Raw genomic sequence first — 21177 nt, forward strand, 5'->3', positions numbered from 1 at the left:
CCGCAGCCACGGCGAGGGCTTCCCACCCGGACACCCACCGATCAGCTAGGAGTCCAGATGCCCAGCAACCGTACCGCCCGGCACCGCCCGGCAGACAACCTCACCCCCGGCGACCACATCAACCACCAGCTCGACCAGGACTACGACCCGATGGTGTGGCTGGTAGCCCACGTCGCCCCGTACACCGACGCAGACCACACCCCCCGCGTCGCTGCCACCCTCACCGCGATCAACGGCGGGGAACCGGTGCTCGTCCGCTGGAAGGCCAGCGAGTTGGTCACGATCGCTACCGAGCAGGACATCGCCAACGCCCGCACCGAGGGAAAGCGGTACGAGCTGGCCCTGGGGCTGCGACGGCTCGCCGACCTCATCCTGGACAAGCGGCTTCCGGTCGACTGGTACGCCAACTTCTCGATGATCCCCAACTCGCCTGATGACGTGACCGCGTGGGCCACGGCCGGCGGCACCGAGGTTGACGACAACGGCGAGCACCTCGGTGTCGACTTCAAGCTGGACGGTCTCAACGTCCGCGTGCACGCCAGGAAACCGATCGCCGAGCCGGGATCGCAGCCCGCCGAGGCCGGTGCGTGATGACGCAGCCATCCACCCCGCACATCCCGCCGGGCGGGCCGAACACCGGCGGCGTGGGCCCGTGCATCGTTCCCGTCGTCCCCACCCAGCACCTGGTCATCCCCGTGACCTTCAAGCCGTGCTGCGGGGCCGTCCTGATCGACGAGGACTGCAACTGCGCCGAGTTCATCACCGGCCTGTTCGCCAACGCCCCGATCGTCCTCCCGGCCCACGCGCCCGGCCTCAAGGCGCTCACCGACCCCGCCCTCCTTGGCGGTGCGGCGTGAGCCTTCACCCGACGAAGACCCGTATCGCCCTGCTCGACGAGGTCCGCGCCGGCCGGGTGTTCCGTGACGCGATCGGCGACAGCTACATCTCCGGCGACAGGAAGGTCAACGCCGCGATCCGCGAGATGCAGACCGCCGGCTGGGTCGAGCTGTACGTCAACAAGTCCGGCGACTACTGGCGGTTGCTCGACGCCGGCCGCGCGGTGCTCGCCGCGCAGGCCACCCGCTACCGGGTCGAGTTCACCAGGGTCGGCCGCAATCACAACGTGCCCCCGCTGGAGACCGATCCGGTTGATGGCCCGAACCACCTCGCCGAGGTCATCTACCGGTACGCCACGCCGCACCTGCGGTCCCGGGAGGTTGACGTGGTCGTCGACCTAACGAAGGGCACCGGCTACATCCTCTGCGGCTGGAACAACGGGGGCACCTTCACCGTCACCCGGATCGGGGTCGAGTGATGGGCGCTATCGACCGGATCGACGGCGGCACCAACACCGCCCGCCTGTCCGCCGCCGAGCAGGACAAGCTCTACCGCGCCGAGCGGCAGGCCAAGGCACTCAAGTTCCTCCTCGACCGGGGCGAGAACGAGGTCGCCGAGATCCTCGGCCTGATCCCACCGACCACCCCCGGTCCGACCCGGCAGCCCCGCCGACGCATCCCCGGGGGGTCGAAGTGAACGATGCGCTGCTCAACGCGCTGCTGGCCTGGCTCGCCGTGTCCCTCGGCGTCTCCGTCGGAATCGCGCTCATCGTCCTGATCGACGCGACCCTCGAAGCCCGCGCCGAGGGCCGGAAGGTCACCGACACCTGCCAGGCCATCACCACCGAGGCGCTCCCCCTCGACACCACGGTGTTCCTCACCGCCGACCAGCAGGCCCTGATCGACGACTTCCGCCGCCAGCTCGCGGCGCTCCCCACCGCCCGCCCCGCCGACTTCAACCGGAAGGACAACCGGTGAACCTCAGCCCCGACGACACCCGCCGCCTGGAGCAGGCGGCCACCGAAGCCCTCGCCGACGTCGACCAGCTCGCCGCCGACCCGGAAACCACCCGCCGCCTCGCCACCTACGGCGAACCCATCTACGGCGCCCAGCTCACCGCCGACCTGGAGGCCAACATCCGCGGCCGGATGGCCCTCGCCGGCGTGGCCGCGTTCGCGATCATCCGACTCAACCAGGCCAACCGGCGCGTCGACGACCTGCTCGACGAACTGACCAAGGTCCGCGCCCAGCTCACCGCCGCGAACCGGCACGCCGACGGAGCCGAGAACGACCTCCGCTCCGCCCAGCGCGGACTCACCGAGTACGCCGACCAGACCAACACCCCGGTCTGGGACGGCCCCGCTGAGCACGTCCTGGTCGTCAGCGAACCCGGCGTGTGGACGTTGAAGCACCCGCCGACGTGCCCAATGCACTGCCCGATGTTCGCGCTCATGCACGCCGCGATGACCACCGCCGACCTGCCGGTCGGGCAGTACGAGGTGCAGCCCAACGACCTGCTCGACAGGGCGCTCATCGGCGACCGCATCGACGGCCCGGCGGTGGTCCGGTGAGCATCGACGTCGCCGCCCTCCGCGTCCTCATCAACGAGGCCGACCGCGCACCGTGGACCGCGCACCCCGACGGGCTTGTGTGGTCGGAGCAGATCGGGGACCCCGTCTCCGGGTCCGCCCAGGTCGAGAACGCCGTGTTCATCGCCGAGGCACGGAACGTCATGCCGGCCCTCTGCGACGAGCTGGAGGCCTTCCAGCCGGTCATCTTCTCGGACGGCTCCCAGATGTTCATCCACGAGTGCCGCCACATCGAGTGGTGGAACGAGAAGGCGCAGGGGCCCGTCAACGACCAGGGCTGCGACGCCTGCGAGTCGTCGCCGTTCGCCGATGGGTGGCAGCCGGTCTACGTCCGGAAGGCGGCCGACCGGTGACCGTCCACGACATCAACACTGGTGCCGTCATCGCCTGGCCAACCGCCGCCGAGCAGGTTCGCCAGGGTGGCCGGCACCGCTGGGACAAGGGCGGCCCGGTCGACACGGTCGGGCGCCGCATCATCACCAACCCGGTCAGCCGCGACTACAACCCGCTGCCGGGTGTGGTCCGGACCAACCTCGCCCCGCACCACTGGGCCAACCCGGACCGGCACCTCCCCGCCCCGGAGGGCGAGCTGACCGGCCGTATGGACACCACCGCCGTCCTCGCCGAGCGCGCCCCGGAGCAGCCGGACCGCGCGCAGGTGCTCGCGGAGATGCGCGAGCAGCTCGGCGACCCGGCCGCCGCCGTCGCGGACATCTTCACCACCGCCGGCTGCCCGCCCATCGACACCACCACGAAGGACCCGGCATGACCGACCTCGACGTGAAGCTCGCCGACCTGGTCGGCACCGAACCCACCCCCACGGTGGCGACGGTGCCGGCCCGGCCCGGCGGACTCGAGTTCGCCCCGCAGCAGACCGAAGCCATCGACCGGATCAGCGACTGGTACCGGGCCGGCGACCAGCAGGTGTTCCGCCTGTTCGGGTACGCCGGCACCGGCAAGACCACCCTCGCCCGGCACATCGTGGAGCAGCTCGGCGCCCGCCGCGTCCTCTACGCCGCGTTCACCGGCAAGGCCGCCTACGTGCTCCGCGGCAAGGGCTGCGCCGACGCGTCCACCGTCCACAGCCTGATCTACCAGCCTGTGGAAAAGGTCCGCGCCCACCTCGAACAGCTCAAACAGCAGATGCGCGACAGCGACGATCCGACCGAGCGGGAGGAGCTGCTCCAGGAGATCCGCCGCGAGCAGGCGAAGGTCGACTCCCCGGACTGGATCCTCCGCGAGGAGTCGGAGCTGGACGGCGCCGACGTCCTCGTCCTCGACGAGGTGTCGATGGTCGGCGAGCGTATGGCCCGGGACCTGCTCTCCTACAACACCCGCATCCTGTGCCTCGGTGACCCCGCCCAGCTGCCCCCGGTGGACGGCGGCGGGTACTTCATCAACGCGGCACCGGACCACCTGCTCACCGAGATCCACCGGTCCGCCCTCGACAGCCCCGTCACCCGGATGGCCACCGCCATCCGCAACTCGCAGCCGGGTGACCGCGGGTACGACGTCGCCGGCCGCGATGGCGAGTCGGGGCGCTTCGACCGGCTCACCATCGACCGGCTGCTCTCCTTCGACCAGGTGTTGGTCGGCCGCAACGCCACCCGCTGGCAGGCCGTCCACCTGCTCCGGGCGCTGCGCGGCCTGACCGGTGGCCCGCAGCCCGGCGATCGGATCATCTGCCTCGCCAACTCCGGGCAGGCCGAGGTGTTCAACGGCCAGCAGTTCGACGTCCTCGACGCCCACCAGGACGCCCGCACCGACCGCTACCAGCTGGTCGTCCGCGACGACACCGGCGACGAGCGGACCCTGAGCGTGTGGGCGTCCGGGTTCCGGGACCTGGAGGGGGAGAAGCAGGCGAAGCGCGACGGCAGGGGGACCGTCGTGGCCGCCACGTTCGCCCAGGCCATCACCACCCACAAGTCGCAGGGCAGCCAGTGGCCCCGCGTCCTCGTCGTCGACGAGTCCTCGGTGTTCTACAACGCGGCGTACCGGGAGCACGTCAAGGAGCTCGGGTCGGCCGCCGCGTCGATCGAAGGGCACATCAACGGCCGCCGGTGGCTGTATACGGCGGTGACCCGGGCGTCGCACCAGGCCGTCATCGTCCCGTCCCTCAACGGGGTGCTCGCATGAAGACGCCCACGCCTAACGTCGAGCCCGGTCAGGTCTGGGCCGACAACGACCGCCGCAGCGCTGGCCGCAAGGTCCGCGTGGTCGAGGTTGGCGCCACACACGCCACCGTCGAGCTGGTCGACCAGCGCGGCCGGCCGGCACGCGGCCACGAAGCACAGCAACAAGCCGAGCCCGGCCGTCGCACCCGAATCCGGCTCGACCGGTTCCGACCGACTAGCACCGGCTACCGGCTTGTGTCGGACGGTGCCAAGTGACGGCCGCTGTGTCCGACGCCGAGCTGGCCGCGCTCATCGCCGACCTCCGACTCCCGGCCACGCCGGCGGCCGAGCCCCGATGCGCCGTCACCGAGCTGATCGCCGCGCAGTGCGCCCATTGTCTGCCCGCCCTGGCGTCGGACGCTGTCGGACAGCCTCGGACACCGTCGGACAAGCCGCTTGGCCCGTGGATCACCGCCAGCTACCGGGGCACCTGCTCCAGCTGCGGCACCCGCACCGAAGAGATGGACGACATCCGCGCCGACGGTGACGGCGGGTGGCTCGGCCGGTGCTGCGGCGACGTCGACGAGCCCGCGACTACGCCGACGCTCGACGGGCTGATCGTCCCGCCGTCGACCCTCCTCGACATCGCACCCGGGATCGAGCACGCGATGGCCAACCAGCCGCCGCAGTACGCGCTGATGATCCCGATGCGCGACGACGGAATCCGCAGCTGGCCGGCGACTCCGGAATGGGACAACGAGCCTCACCAGGTCCCGGCCGGCCCCCCGCCGTCGACCGTCGAAGAGATGCGCCAGGTCCTCGCCGACCTCGACGGCTCCCGGGCCCGTAGCCAGCAGACCCGCCTCGGCCCGTCCGAGCTGGGCACCCCGTGCCAGCGGCAGATCGCGATGAAGCTGGCCGGGGTGGTGCGGCAGCCGGAGGACAAGCGGCCACCGTGGGCGCCGATGCAGGGCACCGCCATGCACACGCTCATGGAGGAGGCGCTGCACTTCCACAATCGGCAGCTCGGCCGCGACCGATGGGCGGTCGAGGAGACCCTAACTGTCGACCCGGGCCTACCGGGTGTCGACCCGATCACCGGCCACGGCGACGCCTTCGACAACGACTACGCGACGGTCGTCGACTGGAAGTACGTCGGCGTCACCGCCCTGCGGCAGGTCAAGCGCAAGAAGGTCCCCAACACTGAGCTGGTCAAGCCCGAGTACCGCATCCAGGCGCACCTGTACGGGCGTGGCCACGAACGAGCCGGCCGCAAGGTCCGCTGGGTGCGGCTGGTGTTCCTGGCCCGCTCGCACGACTACAACGACAGCGCGGAGTGGACCGAGGAGTACCGGCCCGACATCGCCGACTGGGCCGTCGACCGGTACTTCGCCACCCACGACCTGATCGGCGAGCACGGCCTGGACCTGGCCGCGAATCCCGATCGGTGGCCCGCCGTCCCCGCTGTGCCCGGCAGCGCCTGCGCGTGGTGCCCGTTCAAACGCCCCGGTCCCGAGGCCGACCAGACCGGTTGCCGGGGCGACCTCGACCAGGAAGCCGCGTACCAGATGCGCGGCCTCATCGCCTGGCCTAACCCGACCCGCATCAACAACCCAGGGAGAACACAGTGAGTAACCAGCTCGACGAAGCTAACGACCTGCTCATGGGCGGCGGCGTCCGCGCCTTCCAGTTCAACCAGCTCGGCGACATCTGCCGGGGCCGGATCACCGCCGACCCCAAGGTCGAGGACTGCTTCAAGATGAAGTGGGACGCCGTGAAGAAGCGGTGGGAGCGCACCGACGAACTCGACACCTGGCCCAACGGGCAGGTCAAGCGGCAGATCGTCCTCACCGTCCAGACCGACGAGCGCGTCGACGCCGACGACGACGGGATGCGGACCCTCTTCATCCACTCCCGCATCCAGCCCGCCCTCCGCGACGCCATCAAGGCGGCCGGCGCCAAGGGCCTCGCGGTCGGCGGCACCATCGCCGTTCAGTGGGCGTCCGGCGCTGGCACCCAGGACGGCGGGCCGAAGGAGTACCGGTGCGGCTACCAGTCGCCGACCGTCGACCCCGGCAGCCTCCTCGGCGACCAGGCCCAGACCGCCCCGGCGACCCAGCCGGCCGCCGCGGCTCCGTCGGCCGCCGCGTCTCTCGGTGTCACCCAGCCCGCCGCCGTCGCCATCCCGTGCCCGCCGGGCATGGACCTCGAGAAGTGGGCGGCCCTGCCCGAGACGCAGCAGCGGGCCATCTCCGCCGCCATGGCGCAGCCCGCCAACCAGACCCCCCCGTTCTGACCCACCCCCGCCCACCAGCAGAGCCCACGCCGCCACACCCGGCGGCGTGGGCCCGAGGAAGGAAACAGCAGCCCGTGACACAGGAAACCACCGCCGAGCGGACCATCCGCCCGTTCGCCGCCGTGCTCCAGGAGATCGGCGGCGGCAAGACCCACGACCGGCTCTCCGAGCAGCTCGCCGACCTGGTTGAGGCGGTCACCTCCACCGGCAAGAAGGGCACCCTCACCCTCCAGGTGACCGTCGCGCCGATCAAGGCCGGCAACACCAGCACCCTCATCGTCACCGGGAAGACCACCTGCAAGGCACCCGAGGGCGACGACGCCGCTCCGTCGTCGGTGTTCTTCCCCGACGCCGCCGGCAACCTCACCCGCAACGACCCCAACCAGCCCAGCCTGCCGCTGCGCGGACTCGAAAGCCCCGGAAAGGCCAGCGCCTGATGACCACCGAAGCCCAGACCATCGTCGACACCGCCCTCACCGCCGCCGCACCGCAGCAACTGGCCCTCGGCGGGTACTGGATCGTCAACACCCCGCACGGCGTCGAGCGCATCGACCTCACCGGCGACCAGTACCGCGACCAGCCCCGCCGCAAGACCGGCACCGCCACCGTCCGCGACGTGCCCTCGTTCCTGGCCTACTACGCCAAGCACGCCAGCCCCACCGCCGAGGTGTACGCCGACCGGGACCGCAACACCGTCACCGCAATCCTCGACGCCCACACCCCGCACGGCGGCGCGCCGGAATGGCAGCAGCACCGGGTCACCCTCGCCCTGCGGCACAGCGACGCGTTCAAGGCCTGGCACAGGGCCAGCGGGGACCTCATGGCGCAGACCACCTTCGCCGAGTTCGTCGAAGACCACCGCACCGACGTGCTCGACCCCACCGCCGCCGACCTCCTGGAGCTGGCCCAGACCTTCCAGGCCACCACCAAGGTGTCGTTCAAGTCCAGCAACCTGCTCAAGTCCGGTCAGCGGCAGCTCAGCTACGTCGAGCAGATCGACGCCTCGGGCGGCCAGCGCGGTGACCTCCTCATCCCCGACCACCTGCAGCTGGCCATCGCGGTCTACGAGGGCGCCACCGTCGCGGACGCCGTCACCGCCCGACTCCGGTACCGCATCGACGGCGACGGCCGGCTCCGCATCGGCGTGATCCTCGACCAGCTCACCGACGTCATCGCCACCGCGTTCGAGGGCGTCATCACCGAGATCGACGCCGCCGTGCCCGTGCCCGTCCTGCGTGGCACACCCGCCTGACCGTTCCACCCTGCTCAACCCGCTCAACACGCCCCCGTCCCGCGCTGTCGGGGTGGGGGCCGGTCCACCAAGATCGGAGCATCGATGACCGTCACGGCAGGGCACGGCACGGCTGTCACCCTCGACACCACCGCCGTACGCCGCTGGCTCGGCATTCTCCACGGCGACAGCCCCGGCCACGTACACATCTGCTCCACCGGCGACTGGGCCGGCCGCGCGTTCCCCGCCACCCACCTCGACCAGGCCGCCGCCTACGTCACCGAGCTAGACGCCGCCGGCCGCGAGGGCATCTACCTCCGCGTCACCACCCTGCTCACGGACCGGCCCGCCGGCGGCCGCGGTGGTGCTACCGACTCCGCCGCCCTGCCCGCCCTCTGGGCCGACATCGACCTCGCCGGCCCCGGCCACGCCGAACAGGATCTCCCGCCCACCGTCGACGCCGGCCAAGCGGTCATCGCGGCCACCGGCCTGCCCGAACCCACCATCTGGGTGCACTCCGGCGGTGGCCTCTACCCGATCTGGCTCCTGGCCGAACCCCACCACCTCAACGCCGGCAACCTCGACGCCGCGAAGACGCTCGCGAAGGACTGGCAGCGGGTCATCGAGCACGCCGCGGCGTCCCTCGGCTGGCGATACGGGCGCGGCGTCGGCGACCTCGCCCGCGTGCTCCGCATCCCCGGCACCGTCAACCGCAAGGCCGGCCTCGCCCGCCCCTGCCGCATCATCGGCGCCACACAGCACCGATACACCGTCGCCCAGCTCCAGGCCGCCCTCGACACCGCCATGGCCCGCATCGCCCCGCCCGAGCCCACCCCGGCCGCCGGCACGCCGCTCATCGCCGCCCGACCGGCACCCGGGCGCCCGGCCAGGTCGCCCCGGGTGAGGACTTCAACCAGCGGGCCGAGTGGTCGCAGATCCTGACGCCGGCCGGGTGGCGGGAGCACTACCGATCCGACGACGACGTCACCTACTGGACCCGCCCGGGCAAGCCGAGCGGCATCAGCGCGTCGACCAACGCCCTCGGCACCGACAAGCTCCACGTCTTCACCACCAGCGCCAGCCCCCTCGAAGGCGACGAGTCCTACAGCAAGTTCGGCGCGTACACGGCGCTGCACTTCGGCGGCGACCACAAGGCCGCAGCGCGTGCCCTCGGACGGATGGGATTCGGCTCGCCGCTGCCCGAGCCCGGCCACGACCAAGCCGAGCTGCTCCGCGCGATCCTCGGCCACGACCCCGACCTCACCGTCGGCATCACCGCACCCGCACCTGTCCCCACTCCGGCCCCGCAGCAGGCAGCCGCACCCCAGCCGCCCGGCGACCTCTACACCGAGCTCGCCGCCATCGCCGACACCCCCGCCGATCAACAGCTCGCCGCCGCCCGCGAGCTGATCCGCCGCGTCGCCGTGCTCGAGGCAACCGCCCGCCAGGACTGGCGAGACGCGATCCGCCGAGTCGTACCCGCAGTCACCCGCGGCGACTTCGACGCCATCGTCCGCGAAGAACGCCGCAGCCAAGCCGAGCAGGCCAAGGAAGCCGCACGGCAACGCCGCCAGCAGGAACTCGCCGGGCAGATCGCCGCCGCCGAAGCAACCGGTGAGCTGCTCCCCAGCCCCGGGGACCCCATGGCCGTAGCGCGGGTCCTCGTCTCCCGGCTCACCACCACCGACGGCGTACCGCACATGGCCTGGTGGCGAGGCGACTTCTACGAGTGGACCGGCGCGAAGTGGGCGCATCAGCAGGACGCCGCGATCAACCGGTGGCTGTACCTCCACACCGAGAACGCCCGGTGGGACGCCGGTGACGACATCAAACGGTGGGAACCGACCATCGGGAAGATCGCCAACCTCCGTGACGCTCTCGGCCCTGCCATCCTCGCCCGCCCATGGGATGAGGAAGAGGAGAAGTGCGTAGCGGTCGCCAACGGCGTCCTCGACGTCAAGCAGCGCGCTCTCCTGCCCCACACGCCGAAGCGGTTCAACCTGACGTCACTGCCGTTCGCCTACGACCCCGACGCCACCTGCGGCAGTTGGGAGAAGTTCCTCCACCAGGTGCTGCCCGACGACCACGAGGCGCAGGAGTTCATCCAGGAGTGGTTCGGCTACGTCGTTTCGGGCCGCACCGACCTCCAGAAGATCGCGAGCCTGTTCGGCGCCAAGCGGTCCGGCAAGGGGACCATCGCCCGCATCCTCGAAGCGCTCCTCGGCCCTGAAGCCGTCGCGTCACCCAGCCTGTCCAGCCTCGTCGGTAACTTCGGCGAGCAGCCCCTCATCGGCAAGGCCCTCGCCGTCCTGAGCGATGTCAACTGGAACATCCGCGACGTCGGCGAAGCCGTCGAAATCCTGAAAAAGATCAGCGGCGAAGATTCCCGCGACGTGCACCGCAAGAACCGCGAAGCGTGGCACGGAAAACTGAACGCCCGATTCATCGTCCTCGGAAACGACATGCCGAAATTCACCGACGCATCCGGGGCGCTCGCCGGCCGCATGATTCACGTCAAATTCGGAGTCTCTTTCTTCGGCAAAGAAGACCCGCACCTCACCTCGACACTCCTGGAAGAGCTACCCGGAATCCTGAACTGGTCTCTTGACGGACTTGACCGACTCACTAAACGCGGACACTTCAAAGCGCCGACCAGCAGTCAGGAAGCCGAACGGGAAATCATGCGGCTTACCTCGCCCGTTTACGGCTTCATCGAAGATCGGGCAGTCGAGAGCGCGGAAGCGCCACCTGTATTGCTCGACAATCTCTTCGCCGTCTACCGAGAATGGTGCGCCGAGGAAGAGGGGCGAGACCGAGTCAGCACCAAGATGGTGTTCGCTCGCGACCTGCGGTCAGTGGGCAACGGACGCATCCAGGTCAAGCGGGAGACCGTCGACGGGGTACGCGCCCGGTGGGTCTACGGACTGACCCCACAGGAGCCGGGAGGATTCCAGCCGCGTCACCGCTGGCTCGGCGGCGGCCTCCTGGAGGCGAACGACCAATGAGCCACCCCCCGATCGTGTCCGAATTGCCGGACTGCCCAGGTCCTACCCGCCGCTACCCGGGTAGCGCCCAGGTCCTGCCCGGGTCGAAAACGGCATCTGACCAGCAGCAACCCACGTCTGCCCAGGTACTTGTCAACATCTTGCGCGTAAGGCGCAAGAACAAAACAAGTCACTTAGGTGGCCCTAACACAACTTGTTGCAGGGTCAACAGGGCAGCCGAGATAGGGAAACGACCCGGGCAGCCGGGTTACCGCAGCTCACGCACCGTTTCCGACCCGGGCAGCAGCATGGGCGACCCGGGCAGCCAGGCAAACCGGACACACCGATGAGCGACACCTTCAAGAGCACCCTCACCGCACCGACCCGGTGCCCCCGCTGCCACGCGCCGACCCTCACCGCGCTCGACGAAGGCATCCCCGCACGCGTCAACGCCACCCCGCTACCCAACCGCCAGGCAGAAATCGACGCACTCATCCAAGGCCTCATGACCTACACCCACACCAACAATCGGCACCTCGTCTACCGCACCCCCGAACGAATCACTGCCAACACCCTGCGCGGCACCATCCACGCCGAGCACCACTGCAACGGCCCCACCCAACTCACCTTCGACGACCTCGTGAAGGAAAGCCAGTGACACAGCCGCGCGTAATCGGACTCGACCTCTCCATGACCGCAACCGGAATCGCATGGGCAGACGGCACCACCTACACCATCAAACCGAAGCGAGACGGCGACGCCCGACTCCTCGAAATCGAATCCGAGATCTCCCGCGCCATCGAAGGCCGGACCATCGACCTGGTCGTCATCGAAGACCTACCCGCCAACGCCAAGTCCGCCGGCATCACCGGCATGGTCCACGGCACCATCCGCGCCTGGCTCCGCCACCATGCCGTGCCCTACGCCCTCGCCACCCCCGCCACCCTCAAGAAGTACGCCACCGGCCGCGGCAACGCGGGCAAGCCCGAGATGGCCGTCGCCGCGTACAAACGCCTCAACCGCGAGCTGGCCGACGACAACCAGGTCGACGCGCTCTGGCTCCGCGCCGCAGGCCTCGACCACCTCGACCACCCCGACGCCCAGCTGCCCGCCACCCAGCGCGCAGCCCTCACCGCCGTGAAGTGGCCGGCCCGGCTCGACACCACCCCGACCCGCCCGCACCACGACGAACCCCGCTTCGGCCGGACCGTCGTCAACGTGCCCCTGCCGGCCTGACCCGAAAGGACACCCCACCATGAGCCGCATCGAGATCAACGCCGGAGGCCGGCACATCATCGTCGACCACGACGGCGAGCTGGAGCCCCTACGAGCGGCGGCGCTCAGCCTGTTCGAAGCCACCACCGGCCCCGAGCCAACCGCACCAGCAACGGGATTCCAGATCATCGACAAGGCGCACAGCACCGTCACCCCACTGGGCCACAGCGCCTACGACCGCGGCTACCCGCCAGCGCCGGTCAACGCTCAGGCGACTGAGCGGCAGGGCTGATCGAGATGGGCGACCACGTCGTGCTCGTCAACGCCACCGACCACCCCGACCCTGATGAGTGGGTTATTGAGCATGCCCAGGACGAGGCCGACCGCGCGGGTCTGACCCTCGGCGAATACCTCGGCCGCGAGGACACCCTGGGTGCGTATCAGACGCTTGGTATGTGCTGCCACGTCTTCGCCGCCAGCAAGCCGAGCACGGTGGGCTGACCCGGCGATGAGCGAGGCGTGGGCGAAGGGCAGCACCAGGGCGTGGCGCGTACTCCGCGCCTACGTCCTCGCTCGCGACCTCTACCGCTGCCGCGCCCACGCCGACGGATGGTGCGACCAGGTACCCGGCAACCACCAGTGCACCGGCCTCGCACCCCTCACCGGACCGGAGGCCGGGCACGCCCACCACACCCTCGGCCGCACCGTCACAGGGGACGACCCGGACCACATCGTGGCAGCGTGCGCCGCGTGCAACCTCCACATCGGAGACCCCACCCTATTACCCGACCCGCCAGGCAGGAGCGTGACCCAATGGTGACCTGGCCAATCTGGATCTACGACGAAGCACACGACCTCGACGTCACGCTGAACGCCGAGGAGATCGACGGCGTATGGCAGGTGCCACCACCCTGGGGATGGAGACCACCAGCAAGGTGGCGTGAGCAGACCGAGGCGCGGCCCGGCGTCACCATCAAGCGGCCACCACTGCGCCCTGGCGAGGGGCAACACGGCTGCTTCCTCGCTGACCGATGCGTCAACGACCTGCGGTGCCACGTGCGCTCAGTTGCATGCCACCAGGCAGGAGCGGTGGTCCAGTGGTGAGACCCCGCTGCTCGGTACGCCTCGGCCCACTGCGGTGCACGGGGCGAGGCTGGCCTGCCTATCACGGTGGTCGGCATCGTTGGCTTCGACTGATCTGGTGGCGGTCATGATGTCCGTTTTTTCCCATCCTGAGGGGGCGGGACACCCCGATGTACGTGTCCTTTCCCTCTCTCTGAGGGCTTCACCGAGTTTGCGAAAGCAGTCCAGTAATCAGGTAGGAGCAGATTGTGACGACGCAAGGGCCGATGCTCCGGGCGGTGGCCGCCGCGCTACGGGATGCGGACGTGCCGAAGCAGGACGGTGGTGCTCGGGCGCTGGCCCGCCGGTACGCGGCGCTCATTGACGAGGCGGCGCCGCTGGCGAAGTACGAGGAGCCGTTGCGGGCGTTGCGACAGGCCGTGCGGGAGTGCAGCGACCCGAACGCGGAGAAGCACCTGGCGAAGATCGAGGCGGCGTTGTCCGCGCATTCAGTAGCGTCTGATCTTGGGCCGAAGCTGCTCGCGGCGTTGACCGCGCTCGGCATGACGGCTGCGGGTCGCAACACGAAGGGAGCCACCGGTGGCGGTGTCGGTCCTGTCAGCCCCGTCGCCTCCAAGCTCGACGAACTCCGAGCTCGACGTCAGCAGCGTCAGGGGTAGTACGACGCCGCGGCTGTTCACGCCGCCGCTGGTGACCGGCCCGCCCGGACCGTGTGGCTGCGGCTGTGCGCTGACGCCGGAGACCAGTTACGGGTTCGACGTCGACGAGTTCGCGCGTGACGTGCTGCGGCACCCGCTCGATCCGTGGCAGCGGTGGTCGGCGGTCCACGCCGGCGAGCTGCTACCCGACGGCTCGCCGCGGTTCAGCATCGTGCTGATCCTGGTGGCCCGGCAGAACGGGAAGACCGAACTGCTGGTGGTGCTCGCCCTCTACTGGCTGTACGTGGCGCGGATCGCCCTGGTGCTGGGTACGTCGACGAAGCTCGACTACGCCAAGGAGTCCTGGAAGAAGGCGGTCAAGCTCGCCCGGTCCATCCTGGAGCTCTCCGCCGAGATCCCGAAGCGCAGCGGGGTGCGGAAGGCCAACGGCGAGCAGGAACTGGTCGTGGTGCCGCTGGACGCGGCGAACCCGGATGACCCGGACGACCTGGAGGCGTGCCGGTACAAGATCGCCGCCGCGAACGAGGAGGGCGGCCGGTCGCTGTCGATCGGCCGGTTCATCGCCGACGAGCTGCGCCAGCACCACTCGTACGAGGCGTGGGACGCGGCCGAGCCGGCGACCAGCGCGGTGGACGGTTCGCAGACCTTCGCCCTGTCGAACGCGGGCGACGATCGCAGCATCGTGCTGAACGACCTGCGGGAGTCGGCGCTGGCCTTCATCGAGCGCGGTGAGGGCGACGGGGACGTGATGCTGGCGGAGTGGTCCGCCCCCGAGGACGCCGATCCGTTTGACCTGGCGGCGCTCGCGCAGGCGAACCCGAACCTGGGTACGCGGAAGAACGCCCGGAAGTTGCTGGCCAACGCGCGCCGCGCGGTCGCTCGGGGCGGCAGGGCGCTCAACGGCTTCAAGACCGAGCACATGTGCATCCGTGTGAAGGTGATGAACCCGGCGATCGACCCGGGCGCGTGGAAGCGGTGCCTTGAGGTCGGGCGGCCTGGACGCCGTCCGGTCGCGCGTGGCGATGTGTCTCGACGTCGCGCCGGACCAGCTACACGCCACGCTCTACGCCGCGGCGGTGCTGCCGGACGGGCGGGTGCGGGTCGACTTCGTGAAGGACTGGGTCGGGCAGGGATGCACTGACAAGATGCGCCGCGAGCTGCCAGGCCTGGTGGCGCGGCTGCGGCCGAAGGTGCTGGGCTGGCTCCCGGCGGGACCGGCTGCGGCGTCGGCCGCCGACCTCGCCGAGCGGAAAGGCTGGCCTCCGCCGGGGGTGAAGGTCGAGGCGATCAGGGGTGACGTCGCGGCGGTGTGTATGGGTTTCGAGAAGGAGGTCACTGCGCGGCGGTTGGCGCACTCGGGTGACCCGCTGCTCGATCGTCAGGTCGGGTCGGCGGAGCGGCTGCGGCGCGGGGACACGTGGGTGTTCAGCCGTCAGATCAAGGCCGCCGAGACCAAGTCGGCCAAGGCCGATGAGGACGGGGAAGAGCAGCCCGGTGGTGGGCACGTCGACGCGGTCTACGCGGCCGCTGGCGCCGTCCATCTCGCGCGGACGTTGCCGGCACCGGTGGGCAAGCCGCGCGTGGTGGTGGTCACAAACTAGTTCCGCGCCGGATGGTTCGATACCGAATCTCTTGACTGTCGAGTAATCTGCCGGTCATGGGGTTGTGGGCGCAGGTGAGGGAGCTGTTCCGGCTGCCCTCGCTTCCGCCCGGGTACGCCCAGTTCGACGCCGACGACGAGACTCCGCCCCGTCCGGTCGATCGGGTGATCGGTGAGATGATGGGCGGAGGCATCGCGCCGAAGGTGAGTCGACAGTCGGCGCTTTCGGTGCCGGCCGTCCTGCGGGGACGGAACCTGATCTGCTCGATCTCGACGCTTCCGCTCGTGCAGTACGCCCGCAACTGGCAGGTCGAGCCGTTGCCGCTGCTGGAGCAGATCGACCCGGACGTGCCCAACGTCGTCACCCTCGCGCAGACAATCGAAGACCTGCTCTTCGAGGGCATCTCCTGGTGGCGGATCACCGAAACGACGGACGGCACCGACAAGGGCTTCCCGACGGCGGCACGGCACCTGGACGTCACCAGCGTGTCGTTGAACCCGCCGAGTAACCGCCAGCCACCGGCGCCGCTGCCGTCGGGTGAGGAGCCGCGCGGAGCAGTGGTGTACGTCGCCGGTGAAGAGGTTTCGGCGTCGAAGATCATCCGCTTCGACTCACCGAACCCGGGCTTGCTCAAGACGGCCGGGCGGGCGATTCGGCGGGCCATCCTCCTCGACCAGGCCGCCGCGCTGTATGCCGACGACCCGAGGCCCCTCGACTACTTCACGCCGACGCTCGACGCCGACCCCGTCACGGACGACGAGGTCGAGGACATGATCCGGAAGTGGATCACGGCGCGTAAGGCACGGGCCACCGGTTACGTGCCGGCCGCGCTGAAGTACAACACCGTCGACCAGCCCACCCCCGCCGACCTCCAGTTGGTCGAGTTGCAGAAGCGGGCTGCGCTGGACATCGCCAACGCTCTCGGCCTTGACCCCGAGGACCTCGGGATATCTACCACGAGCCGCACCTATCAGAACGACACGGACCGGCGGCAGGACCGCATCAACGACGTTCTGTCGCCGTTCATGTCCGCGATCACTGACCGGCTGTCGATGCGCGACGTCACTCGGCCCGGGCACCTGGTCCGGTTCGACCTGGACGACTACATGCGGGCTGACCCGCTGACCCGCTGGCAGGTCTACGAGAAGGCGAAGACCATGGATGTGATCACTACCGAGGAGATCCGGGACGCCGAGCGGAAGCCCCCGCTGCCTGCCGGCACCAAGCGCACCGCGAAGCCCGGGAATGTCGTCGCTCTTCGTCCGGCTGGCGTGACGTTCGCTGACGACGAGCCGGCCAAGGGGATGACGTTCGCGACGTTCGACTTCGCTGCGGCAGCTACTCCGCCGACCGTCGACCTGGAGAGCCGGACGATCACCGGGATGGCGGTGCCGTACAACGCGGTGGCGCGCAAGTACGGGCTGAAGTTCCGGTTCCTTCCCGGGTCGCTGGAGTACAGCGACGTGAGCCGAATCAAGCACCTGAAGGACCACTACACCCCGGTCGGCGTGACGCTGTCGGTCGAGGAGACCAAGGCCGGCCCGATCGTGAAGCTCTCGGTGCTCGGCGGTCCCGAGGGATCAGCTACCCGGTTGGAGCGCGACCAGCTGCTCTACGACGCGAAGGAAGGCCTGTACGACGGCCTGTCGATCGGCGTCGACTTCTCGATGGATCCGAAGGCCGGCGATGTCGAGTGGAACGAGAAGGACCAGGTCTACGACGTGAAGCGCGCCAGCTGGCGTGAGACGTCGACCACGCCAATGCCCGCGTTCGACGACGCCCGCGTGACCAAGGTGGCCGCGAGCCGATCTGCAAAGGAGTCCGGTATGCCGGAGACCATGACCGAGCCGACCACGGCTCCCGCCGCACCGGCCGCCGCGCCGACCCAGCCGGCAGCCACCGAGACGGTCGCCGCGCCGCCTGCCGCGCAGCCGGGCGTCACTCTCAGCATCGACCAGCTCGCGTCCTTCGTTGCGGCCACCGGCGGTACCGGTGTCGCGCTGACCGCCGAGCAGTTGTTCGCCCTGGCCGCCCGGCCGGGCGGACTGGCTGCCCTGTTCAATCCGGCGCCGCCGGTCGTCGAGCGGCAGACCGTCGACCCGACTCGCGCCGTCGCGCTGACCGCCTCGGTCACCGAGCCAGCGCCGTACCGGTTCGACCACAAGGGCAACATCATGCGTGGCAGCCACGACTTCAGCTCCGACCTGATCGCTGGGCTGAAGTCTGGTGACAAGGCTGCCTACGACCGGGCGCTCTCCGTCGTGAGCGAGCGGTTCGACGTCAGCCGGGCCTTCGACACCGACCGGGCGGACACCGGCGCGCTCAACCCGTCGCGCCAGCGGCCCGACATGTACGTCGACCAGCGGACCTACCGGTACCCGGTCTGGGAGGCCATCAACAAGGGCACCCTCACCGACGTCACCCCGTTCGTCTTCCCCAAGTTCAACTCGGCCAGCGGCCTGGTCAACAACCACACCGAGGGCGTCGAGCCCACCCCGGGAACCTTCACCGTGACGAGCCAAACCGTCACTCCGGCCGCCGTGTCGGGCAAGGCGGAAATCACCAGGGAGGTCTGGGACCAGGGCGGCAACCCTCAGGTGTCTGGCCTGATCTGGCGGCAGATGGAAAAGGGCTGGTACGAGGCGTTGGAGGCCCGCGCCGTCGCCGTGCTCGATGCGGCCACGCCGACCGCCATCGCGCTGACCGCTGGTGTCAAGGACGACGTCCTGGACGACGAGCTGACCGCGGCCCTGGTGCTGCTCCAGTTCGTGCGGGGCGGATTTTCGATGGACAATTTGTTCACCCAGGTCGACCTCTACAAGGCGCTGGCGGCCGCCGAGGACTCCACCGGCCGCAAGCTGTACCCGGCTCTCGGCCCGGCCAACGCGTCCGGCGCCGCCCGGGCCCGCTGGTCGGCGCTTGACATCAACGGCATCGCCGCGTTGCCGGCGTGGGCGCTCGCCGCGTCTGGCGCGGTCGTGGCCAGCTCGTACCTCTTCGACTCGGAGAGCGTGCACGGCTGGGCGTCCGCGCCGAACCGGCTCGACTTCGAATACCAGGTCAAGTCGGTGGAGATCGCAATCTGGGGCTACGGCGCCACCGCGATCTCGGACCTGGCCGGGGTCCGCGAGATCACCTACGACCCGGTGGCCCCGTAAGCCCCGGACCGGACTGACCGAGACGAGCAGAGGGAGGCGCGCATGGCGCCAGCAGGATCGCGGTCGCGGGGGCGCAGAGCACCCCGCCGACCCAGAAGACGGACACCACGCCGGCCCCGTCGCCGGAGCAGCCGGCCGACGACCGCGTGAAGGCGCTGGAGGCCGAGGTTGCCGAGCTGCGCGAGCAGCTGGCCACCGAGACCGAGCGGGCGAACGAACTCGAAGCCGAGAACACGCGCGTTGGCGGCGTGGTCACGCAACTGGAGGCCGAGCGCCAGCGACTGCTCAACCAGGGCGAGACCAGGCCGAAGACGTCGACGAGCTCGACGACCGAACCGGCGTACGTCACCGCGCTGGTCGACGCCCTGGCCGACGGTAAGCCGCTCAACTTCGGCGGTGCGACCGTGCCGGAGAACGTGCAGCGGCGGCTCCGCGCGGCGGGCCGGCTGACCAACCGGCCGGTCGAGCCGTCGTTCGGCCTGTCCGAGGGGCAGCGGCAGGAGTTGCTGGCGACGGGCAAGACGACGTCGCCGTTCACCGGTACCCCGCAGCTCGGCACCGGCAAGCCCGGCGAGAAGCCGCGGGCGGTGTCGGCCGAGGAGCACGCGAAGACGCCGGCCAAGCAGCAGGCACCGGCGCGCGACAAGCAGTAATCCGGGCGGAGGGGAAAGGGGGTGACCATCATGCGGGCCGTGTCGTCGACGTCGGTGTTGCTGCCGGTTGGTGGCGTCTGGCAGCTGCTCGTCGACGCTGACACCGCGCCCAGCGTGGTGGTCACCCCTCCCACCGGCGACCCGGTTCCGGTCACCCCGGAGCAGACCAGCGCCGGCCGGTGGGAGACCTCGTACGAGGTGACGGAGCCGGGCCGGCATGTGGCCCGGGCCAGCCTCGACGGGGCAGTGGTCGACTTCGCCGGGCAGGCCTTGGAGGTCACCGCCGGGCCCGTGCTCGACGTGCCGAAGGTCGTGGCCTACCTCGGCCAGATCAGCGCTACCCAGGACACCGTCGGCGACGCCCTGGCGGCCGAGACGTTCGCGCAGGCGGCGGTGTGCCGGGTCGGCGCGATCTACCCGCCGGACCTGCGGGAGGCGCTGCTACGCCGCGTCGCGCGGAACCTGGCGCTGCGGGGTGTGCCGCTCGCGGTACTGCGCGGCGACGCCGAGACCGGATCCACTGTGCTGCCCGGCCGCGACCCGGAGGTCCGCCGCCTGGAAGCACCGCACAGACGGCTGCCGATCGGATGAGCCTCGTCGGAGACCGCGCTGCCATCGCCGCCGTCCTGTCGACCATCGACGGGGTGACCGGGTACGCGAGCCGTCCATCGGTTCTCGCGGCCGGGGATGCCTGGCCGCTCCTCGGCCCGCTCGACCGCGCCAGCGGTTACTCGTTCACGGCGACGTGGCGAGTGTTCGTGATCATCCCTTCGGACGAGGTCAAGGCCAGTGAGTGGCTCGACGCCCACGTCGACGAACTCGTCGAGGCGCTGCTGCCGGTGGGTTTCGTCGACCAGATCTTGCCGGTGGCTGTGACCACAGAGGCCGGCGACTTGCTGGCCGCCCAGATCACCATGAGGAGCGAATGACATGACAGGGCCAGCTGCGGGCGCCCACATTTTCCGGAACGCCATCGTCACCATCGACGAAGTGGAGTACGCCAACCAGTTGCGGGTGGCGCGACTGGTGCCCGACCAGCCGGTCTCCACCTACCGGCCGCTCGTACCGGACGGAGTCATCACCGACGTCGACACCCCGGTGTGGACCTTCGAGACCTCTGGCCTTCAGATCAACACTGCTGGCGGGTTGGCTGAGGCGCTGCGGGCCGCGAACGGCGGCAAGCTCGAAGTCGTCCTCCAGCCGAAGGCCGGCACGGGGCAGAAGACCGCGACCTTCACCATCACCGCCCTGATGCCGGCGTTCGGTGGCGAGCAGGGCTCCTGGTTGGAGCAGGAGCTGTCGTTCCCGGTGGACGGGCAGCCGGTGTTCGGATCGAGCGCCTGATGGCCACCACGTTCGAGCTGCGCGTCGAGATGGAGGACGGCACCACGCATGACGTGGTCGCTGACCAGCGGGACGTCGCCCGTTTCGAGGTCCAGGAGTTCGGCTGCTCTTCGGTCGACATGATGTCGCGGATCTCGACGGCCTACCGGTTCATGGCCTGGTCGGTGCTCACCCGACGGGGCGAAACCAAGCTGACGTGGCCCAAGTTCGACGCCACCTGTGTCGAGGTCATCGACATGCCCGACGACGAGGAGTCGGCTGTGCCGGCTGATGCCGAGGACCCTGGCCAGCCGGCTCCGTCCGCCTAGACCTTGTCGTGCTGGCCTGGCGTACGGGTCAACCGCTGACGGGGCCGGCCGGTCTCGAGAACTGGCATCCGAGGGATGTGGCCACCCTCTCCGATCTGCTGCACGA

The 21177-nt window shown here is 69.9% G+C and carries 30 protein-coding genes; all 30 read left to right on the top strand.

The window, feature by feature from the left end; genetic code table 11:
• Positions 1 to 57: 57 nt before the first annotated feature.
• The 30 genes from JM949_RS00830 (at position 58) to JM949_RS00975 (ending at position 21071) form a co-directional block, all read left to right on the top strand.
• Complete coding sequence (locus tag JM949_RS00830; protein ID WP_203146535.1) at positions 58 to 591, top strand: hypothetical protein; 534 nt, start codon at positions 58 to 60, stop codon at positions 589 to 591.
• Positions 591 to 857, top strand: coding sequence for a hypothetical protein (locus tag JM949_RS00835; protein ID WP_203146536.1), 267 nt, complete (start codon positions 591 to 593; stop codon positions 855 to 857). The genes JM949_RS00830 and JM949_RS00835 overlap by 1 nt, the downstream gene beginning before the upstream one ends.
• Positions 854 to 1315, top strand: a complete 462-nt coding sequence (locus JM949_RS00840; protein ID WP_203146537.1) for a hypothetical protein — start codon at positions 854 to 856, stop codon at positions 1313 to 1315. The genes JM949_RS00835 and JM949_RS00840 overlap by 4 nt, the downstream gene beginning before the upstream one ends.
• Entirely contained in the window at positions 1315 to 1533 is a 219-nt protein-coding gene (locus JM949_RS00845; RefSeq protein WP_203146538.1) for a hypothetical protein, read from the top strand. Before JM949_RS00840 ends, JM949_RS00845 begins: the two co-directional genes overlap by 1 nt.
• Positions 1530 to 1814, top strand: a complete 285-nt coding sequence (locus tag JM949_RS00850; protein WP_203146539.1) for a hypothetical protein — start codon at positions 1530 to 1532, stop codon at positions 1812 to 1814. The genes JM949_RS00845 and JM949_RS00850 overlap by 4 nt, the downstream gene beginning before the upstream one ends.
• Positions 1811 to 2407, top strand: coding sequence for a hypothetical protein (locus tag JM949_RS00855; RefSeq protein ID WP_203146540.1), 597 nt, complete (start codon positions 1811 to 1813; stop codon positions 2405 to 2407). The genes JM949_RS00850 and JM949_RS00855 overlap by 4 nt, the downstream gene beginning before the upstream one ends.
• Positions 2404 to 2778, top strand: a complete 375-nt coding sequence (locus tag JM949_RS00860; RefSeq protein ID WP_203146541.1) for a hypothetical protein — start codon at positions 2404 to 2406, stop codon at positions 2776 to 2778. The genes JM949_RS00855 and JM949_RS00860 overlap by 4 nt, the downstream gene beginning before the upstream one ends.
• Positions 2775 to 3194: a hypothetical protein gene (locus tag JM949_RS00865; RefSeq protein WP_203146542.1), complete on the top strand. Its 420-nt coding sequence runs from the start codon at positions 2775 to 2777 to the stop codon at positions 3192 to 3194. The genes JM949_RS00860 and JM949_RS00865 overlap by 4 nt, the downstream gene beginning before the upstream one ends.
• Positions 3191 to 4561: an ATP-dependent DNA helicase gene (locus JM949_RS00870; protein ID WP_203146543.1), complete on the top strand. Its 1371-nt coding sequence runs from the start codon at positions 3191 to 3193 to the stop codon at positions 4559 to 4561. The genes JM949_RS00865 and JM949_RS00870 overlap by 4 nt, the downstream gene beginning before the upstream one ends.
• Positions 4558 to 4815, top strand: coding sequence for a DUF6354 family protein (locus JM949_RS00875; protein ID WP_203146544.1), 258 nt, complete (start codon positions 4558 to 4560; stop codon positions 4813 to 4815). The genes JM949_RS00870 and JM949_RS00875 overlap by 4 nt, the downstream gene beginning before the upstream one ends.
• Entirely contained in the window at positions 4812 to 6170 is a 1359-nt protein-coding gene (locus JM949_RS00880; protein ID WP_203146545.1) for a hypothetical protein, read from the top strand. The genes JM949_RS00875 and JM949_RS00880 overlap by 4 nt, the downstream gene beginning before the upstream one ends.
• A complete protein-coding gene (locus tag JM949_RS00885) occupies positions 6167 to 6835 on the top strand; it encodes a hypothetical protein (protein WP_203146546.1) in 669 nt (222 codons plus the stop codon). The genes JM949_RS00880 and JM949_RS00885 overlap by 4 nt, the downstream gene beginning before the upstream one ends.
• 74 nt (positions 6836 to 6909) lie before the next feature.
• Positions 6910 to 7272 carry a hypothetical protein gene (locus JM949_RS00890; RefSeq protein WP_203146547.1) on the top strand — a complete coding sequence of 121 codons (363 nt, stop codon included), beginning with the start codon at positions 6910 to 6912 and terminating at the stop codon, positions 7270 to 7272.
• Positions 7272 to 8087 carry a DUF2303 family protein gene (locus JM949_RS00895; RefSeq protein WP_203146548.1) on the top strand — a complete coding sequence of 272 codons (816 nt, stop codon included), beginning with the start codon at positions 7272 to 7274 and terminating at the stop codon, positions 8085 to 8087. Before JM949_RS00890 ends, JM949_RS00895 begins: the two co-directional genes overlap by 1 nt.
• A gap of 84 nt (positions 8088 to 8171) precedes the next feature.
• On the top strand, positions 8172 to 9008 hold the full coding sequence (locus tag JM949_RS00900; protein ID WP_203146549.1) for a hypothetical protein: 837 nt from the start codon (positions 8172 to 8174) through the stop codon (positions 9006 to 9008).
• A gap of 236 nt (positions 9009 to 9244) precedes the next feature.
• Positions 9245 to 11071 carry a DNA primase family protein gene (locus JM949_RS00905; RefSeq protein ID WP_203146550.1) on the top strand — a complete coding sequence of 609 codons (1827 nt, stop codon included), beginning with the start codon at positions 9245 to 9247 and terminating at the stop codon, positions 11069 to 11071.
• A 325-nt stretch (positions 11072 to 11396) separates the two neighbouring features.
• Positions 11397 to 11708, top strand: coding sequence for a hypothetical protein (locus JM949_RS00910; protein ID WP_203146551.1), 312 nt, complete (start codon positions 11397 to 11399; stop codon positions 11706 to 11708).
• A 32-nt stretch (positions 11709 to 11740) separates the two neighbouring features.
• Positions 11741 to 12286, top strand: coding sequence for a RuvC family protein (locus tag JM949_RS00915; protein WP_203146552.1), 546 nt, complete (start codon positions 11741 to 11743; stop codon positions 12284 to 12286).
• A gap of 19 nt (positions 12287 to 12305) precedes the next feature.
• A complete protein-coding gene (locus JM949_RS00920) occupies positions 12306 to 12557 on the top strand; it encodes a hypothetical protein (RefSeq protein ID WP_203146553.1) in 252 nt (83 codons plus the stop codon).
• Between the two features lie 5 nt (positions 12558 to 12562).
• Complete coding sequence (locus JM949_RS00925) at positions 12563 to 12766, top strand: hypothetical protein (protein ID WP_203146554.1); 204 nt, start codon at positions 12563 to 12565, stop codon at positions 12764 to 12766.
• 312 nt (positions 12767 to 13078) lie between these two features.
• The gene (locus tag JM949_RS00930; protein ID WP_203146555.1) at positions 13079 to 13369 is read left to right on the top strand and encodes a hypothetical protein; all 291 of its coding nucleotides are present in this window, start codon (positions 13079 to 13081) and stop codon (positions 13367 to 13369) included.
• A gap of 227 nt (positions 13370 to 13596) precedes the next feature.
• The gene (locus JM949_RS00935; protein WP_203146556.1) at positions 13597 to 14007 is read left to right on the top strand and encodes a terminase small subunit; all 411 of its coding nucleotides are present in this window, start codon (positions 13597 to 13599) and stop codon (positions 14005 to 14007) included.
• A gap of 31 nt (positions 14008 to 14038) precedes the next feature.
• A complete protein-coding gene (locus JM949_RS00940) occupies positions 14039 to 15148 on the top strand; it encodes a hypothetical protein (RefSeq protein ID WP_203146557.1) in 1110 nt (369 codons plus the stop codon).
• A 4-nt stretch (positions 15149 to 15152) separates the two neighbouring features.
• Entirely contained in the window at positions 15153 to 15608 is a 456-nt protein-coding gene (locus JM949_RS00945) for a hypothetical protein (RefSeq protein WP_203146558.1), read from the top strand.
• A gap of 56 nt (positions 15609 to 15664) precedes the next feature.
• On the top strand, positions 15665 to 18766 hold the full coding sequence (locus tag JM949_RS00950; protein ID WP_203146559.1) for a phage portal protein: 3102 nt from the start codon (positions 15665 to 15667) through the stop codon (positions 18764 to 18766).
• A 146-nt stretch (positions 18767 to 18912) separates the two neighbouring features.
• Positions 18913 to 19419 carry a hypothetical protein gene (locus JM949_RS00955; RefSeq protein ID WP_203146560.1) on the top strand — a complete coding sequence of 169 codons (507 nt, stop codon included), beginning with the start codon at positions 18913 to 18915 and terminating at the stop codon, positions 19417 to 19419.
• A 30-nt stretch (positions 19420 to 19449) separates the two neighbouring features.
• Entirely contained in the window at positions 19450 to 20010 is a 561-nt protein-coding gene (locus JM949_RS00960; protein ID WP_203146561.1) for a hypothetical protein, read from the top strand.
• Positions 20007 to 20348 carry a hypothetical protein gene (locus JM949_RS00965; protein ID WP_203146562.1) on the top strand — a complete coding sequence of 114 codons (342 nt, stop codon included), beginning with the start codon at positions 20007 to 20009 and terminating at the stop codon, positions 20346 to 20348. The genes JM949_RS00960 and JM949_RS00965 overlap by 4 nt, the downstream gene beginning before the upstream one ends.
• 1 nt (position 20349) lies before the next feature.
• Positions 20350 to 20763 carry a hypothetical protein gene (locus JM949_RS00970; protein ID WP_203146563.1) on the top strand — a complete coding sequence of 138 codons (414 nt, stop codon included), beginning with the start codon at positions 20350 to 20352 and terminating at the stop codon, positions 20761 to 20763.
• Positions 20763 to 21071, top strand: a complete 309-nt coding sequence (locus JM949_RS00975; protein ID WP_203146564.1) for a hypothetical protein — start codon at positions 20763 to 20765, stop codon at positions 21069 to 21071. The genes JM949_RS00970 and JM949_RS00975 overlap by 1 nt, the downstream gene beginning before the upstream one ends.
• The last annotated feature ends 106 nt before the right edge of the window (positions 21072 to 21177 follow it).

This window comes from Micromonospora tarensis, from assembly GCF_016803395.1.
GTDB lineage: Bacteria > Actinomycetota > Actinomycetes > Mycobacteriales > Micromonosporaceae > Micromonospora > Micromonospora tarensis.

Coding starts and splice junctions, on each gene's coding strand:
- JM949_RS00830 (WP_203146535.1), top strand. CDS start 58: ATGCCCAGCAACCGTACCGCCCGGCACCGCCCGGCAGACAACCTCACC.
- JM949_RS00835 (WP_203146536.1), top strand. CDS start 591: ATGACGCAGCCATCCACCCCGCACATCCCGCCGGGCGGGCCGAACACC.
- JM949_RS00845 (WP_203146538.1), top strand. CDS start 1,315: ATGGGCGCTATCGACCGGATCGACGGCGGCACCAACACCGCCCGCCTG.
- JM949_RS00870 (WP_203146543.1), top strand. CDS start 3,191: ATGACCGACCTCGACGTGAAGCTCGCCGACCTGGTCGGCACCGAACCC.
- JM949_RS00875 (WP_203146544.1), top strand. CDS start 4,558: ATGAAGACGCCCACGCCTAACGTCGAGCCCGGTCAGGTCTGGGCCGAC.
- JM949_RS00895 (WP_203146548.1), top strand. CDS start 7,272: ATGACCACCGAAGCCCAGACCATCGTCGACACCGCCCTCACCGCCGCC.
- JM949_RS00900 (WP_203146549.1), top strand. CDS start 8,172: ATGACCGTCACGGCAGGGCACGGCACGGCTGTCACCCTCGACACCACC.
- JM949_RS00905 (WP_203146550.1), top strand. CDS start 9,245: ATGGGATTCGGCTCGCCGCTGCCCGAGCCCGGCCACGACCAAGCCGAG.
- JM949_RS00910 (WP_203146551.1), top strand. CDS start 11,397: ATGAGCGACACCTTCAAGAGCACCCTCACCGCACCGACCCGGTGCCCC.
- JM949_RS00915 (WP_203146552.1), top strand. CDS start 11,741: ATGACCGCAACCGGAATCGCATGGGCAGACGGCACCACCTACACCATC.
- JM949_RS00920 (WP_203146553.1), top strand. CDS start 12,306: ATGAGCCGCATCGAGATCAACGCCGGAGGCCGGCACATCATCGTCGAC.
- JM949_RS00925 (WP_203146554.1), top strand. CDS start 12,563: ATGGGCGACCACGTCGTGCTCGTCAACGCCACCGACCACCCCGACCCT.
- JM949_RS00930 (WP_203146555.1), top strand. CDS start 13,079: ATGGTGACCTGGCCAATCTGGATCTACGACGAAGCACACGACCTCGAC.
- JM949_RS00945 (WP_203146558.1), top strand. CDS start 15,153: ATGCGCCGCGAGCTGCCAGGCCTGGTGGCGCGGCTGCGGCCGAAGGTG.
- JM949_RS00950 (WP_203146559.1), top strand. CDS start 15,665: ATGGGGTTGTGGGCGCAGGTGAGGGAGCTGTTCCGGCTGCCCTCGCTT.
- JM949_RS00960 (WP_203146561.1), top strand. CDS start 19,450: ATGCGGGCCGTGTCGTCGACGTCGGTGTTGCTGCCGGTTGGTGGCGTC.
- JM949_RS00965 (WP_203146562.1), top strand. CDS start 20,007: ATGAGCCTCGTCGGAGACCGCGCTGCCATCGCCGCCGTCCTGTCGACC.
- JM949_RS00970 (WP_203146563.1), top strand. CDS start 20,350: ATGACAGGGCCAGCTGCGGGCGCCCACATTTTCCGGAACGCCATCGTC.
- JM949_RS00975 (WP_203146564.1), top strand. CDS start 20,763: ATGGCCACCACGTTCGAGCTGCGCGTCGAGATGGAGGACGGCACCACG.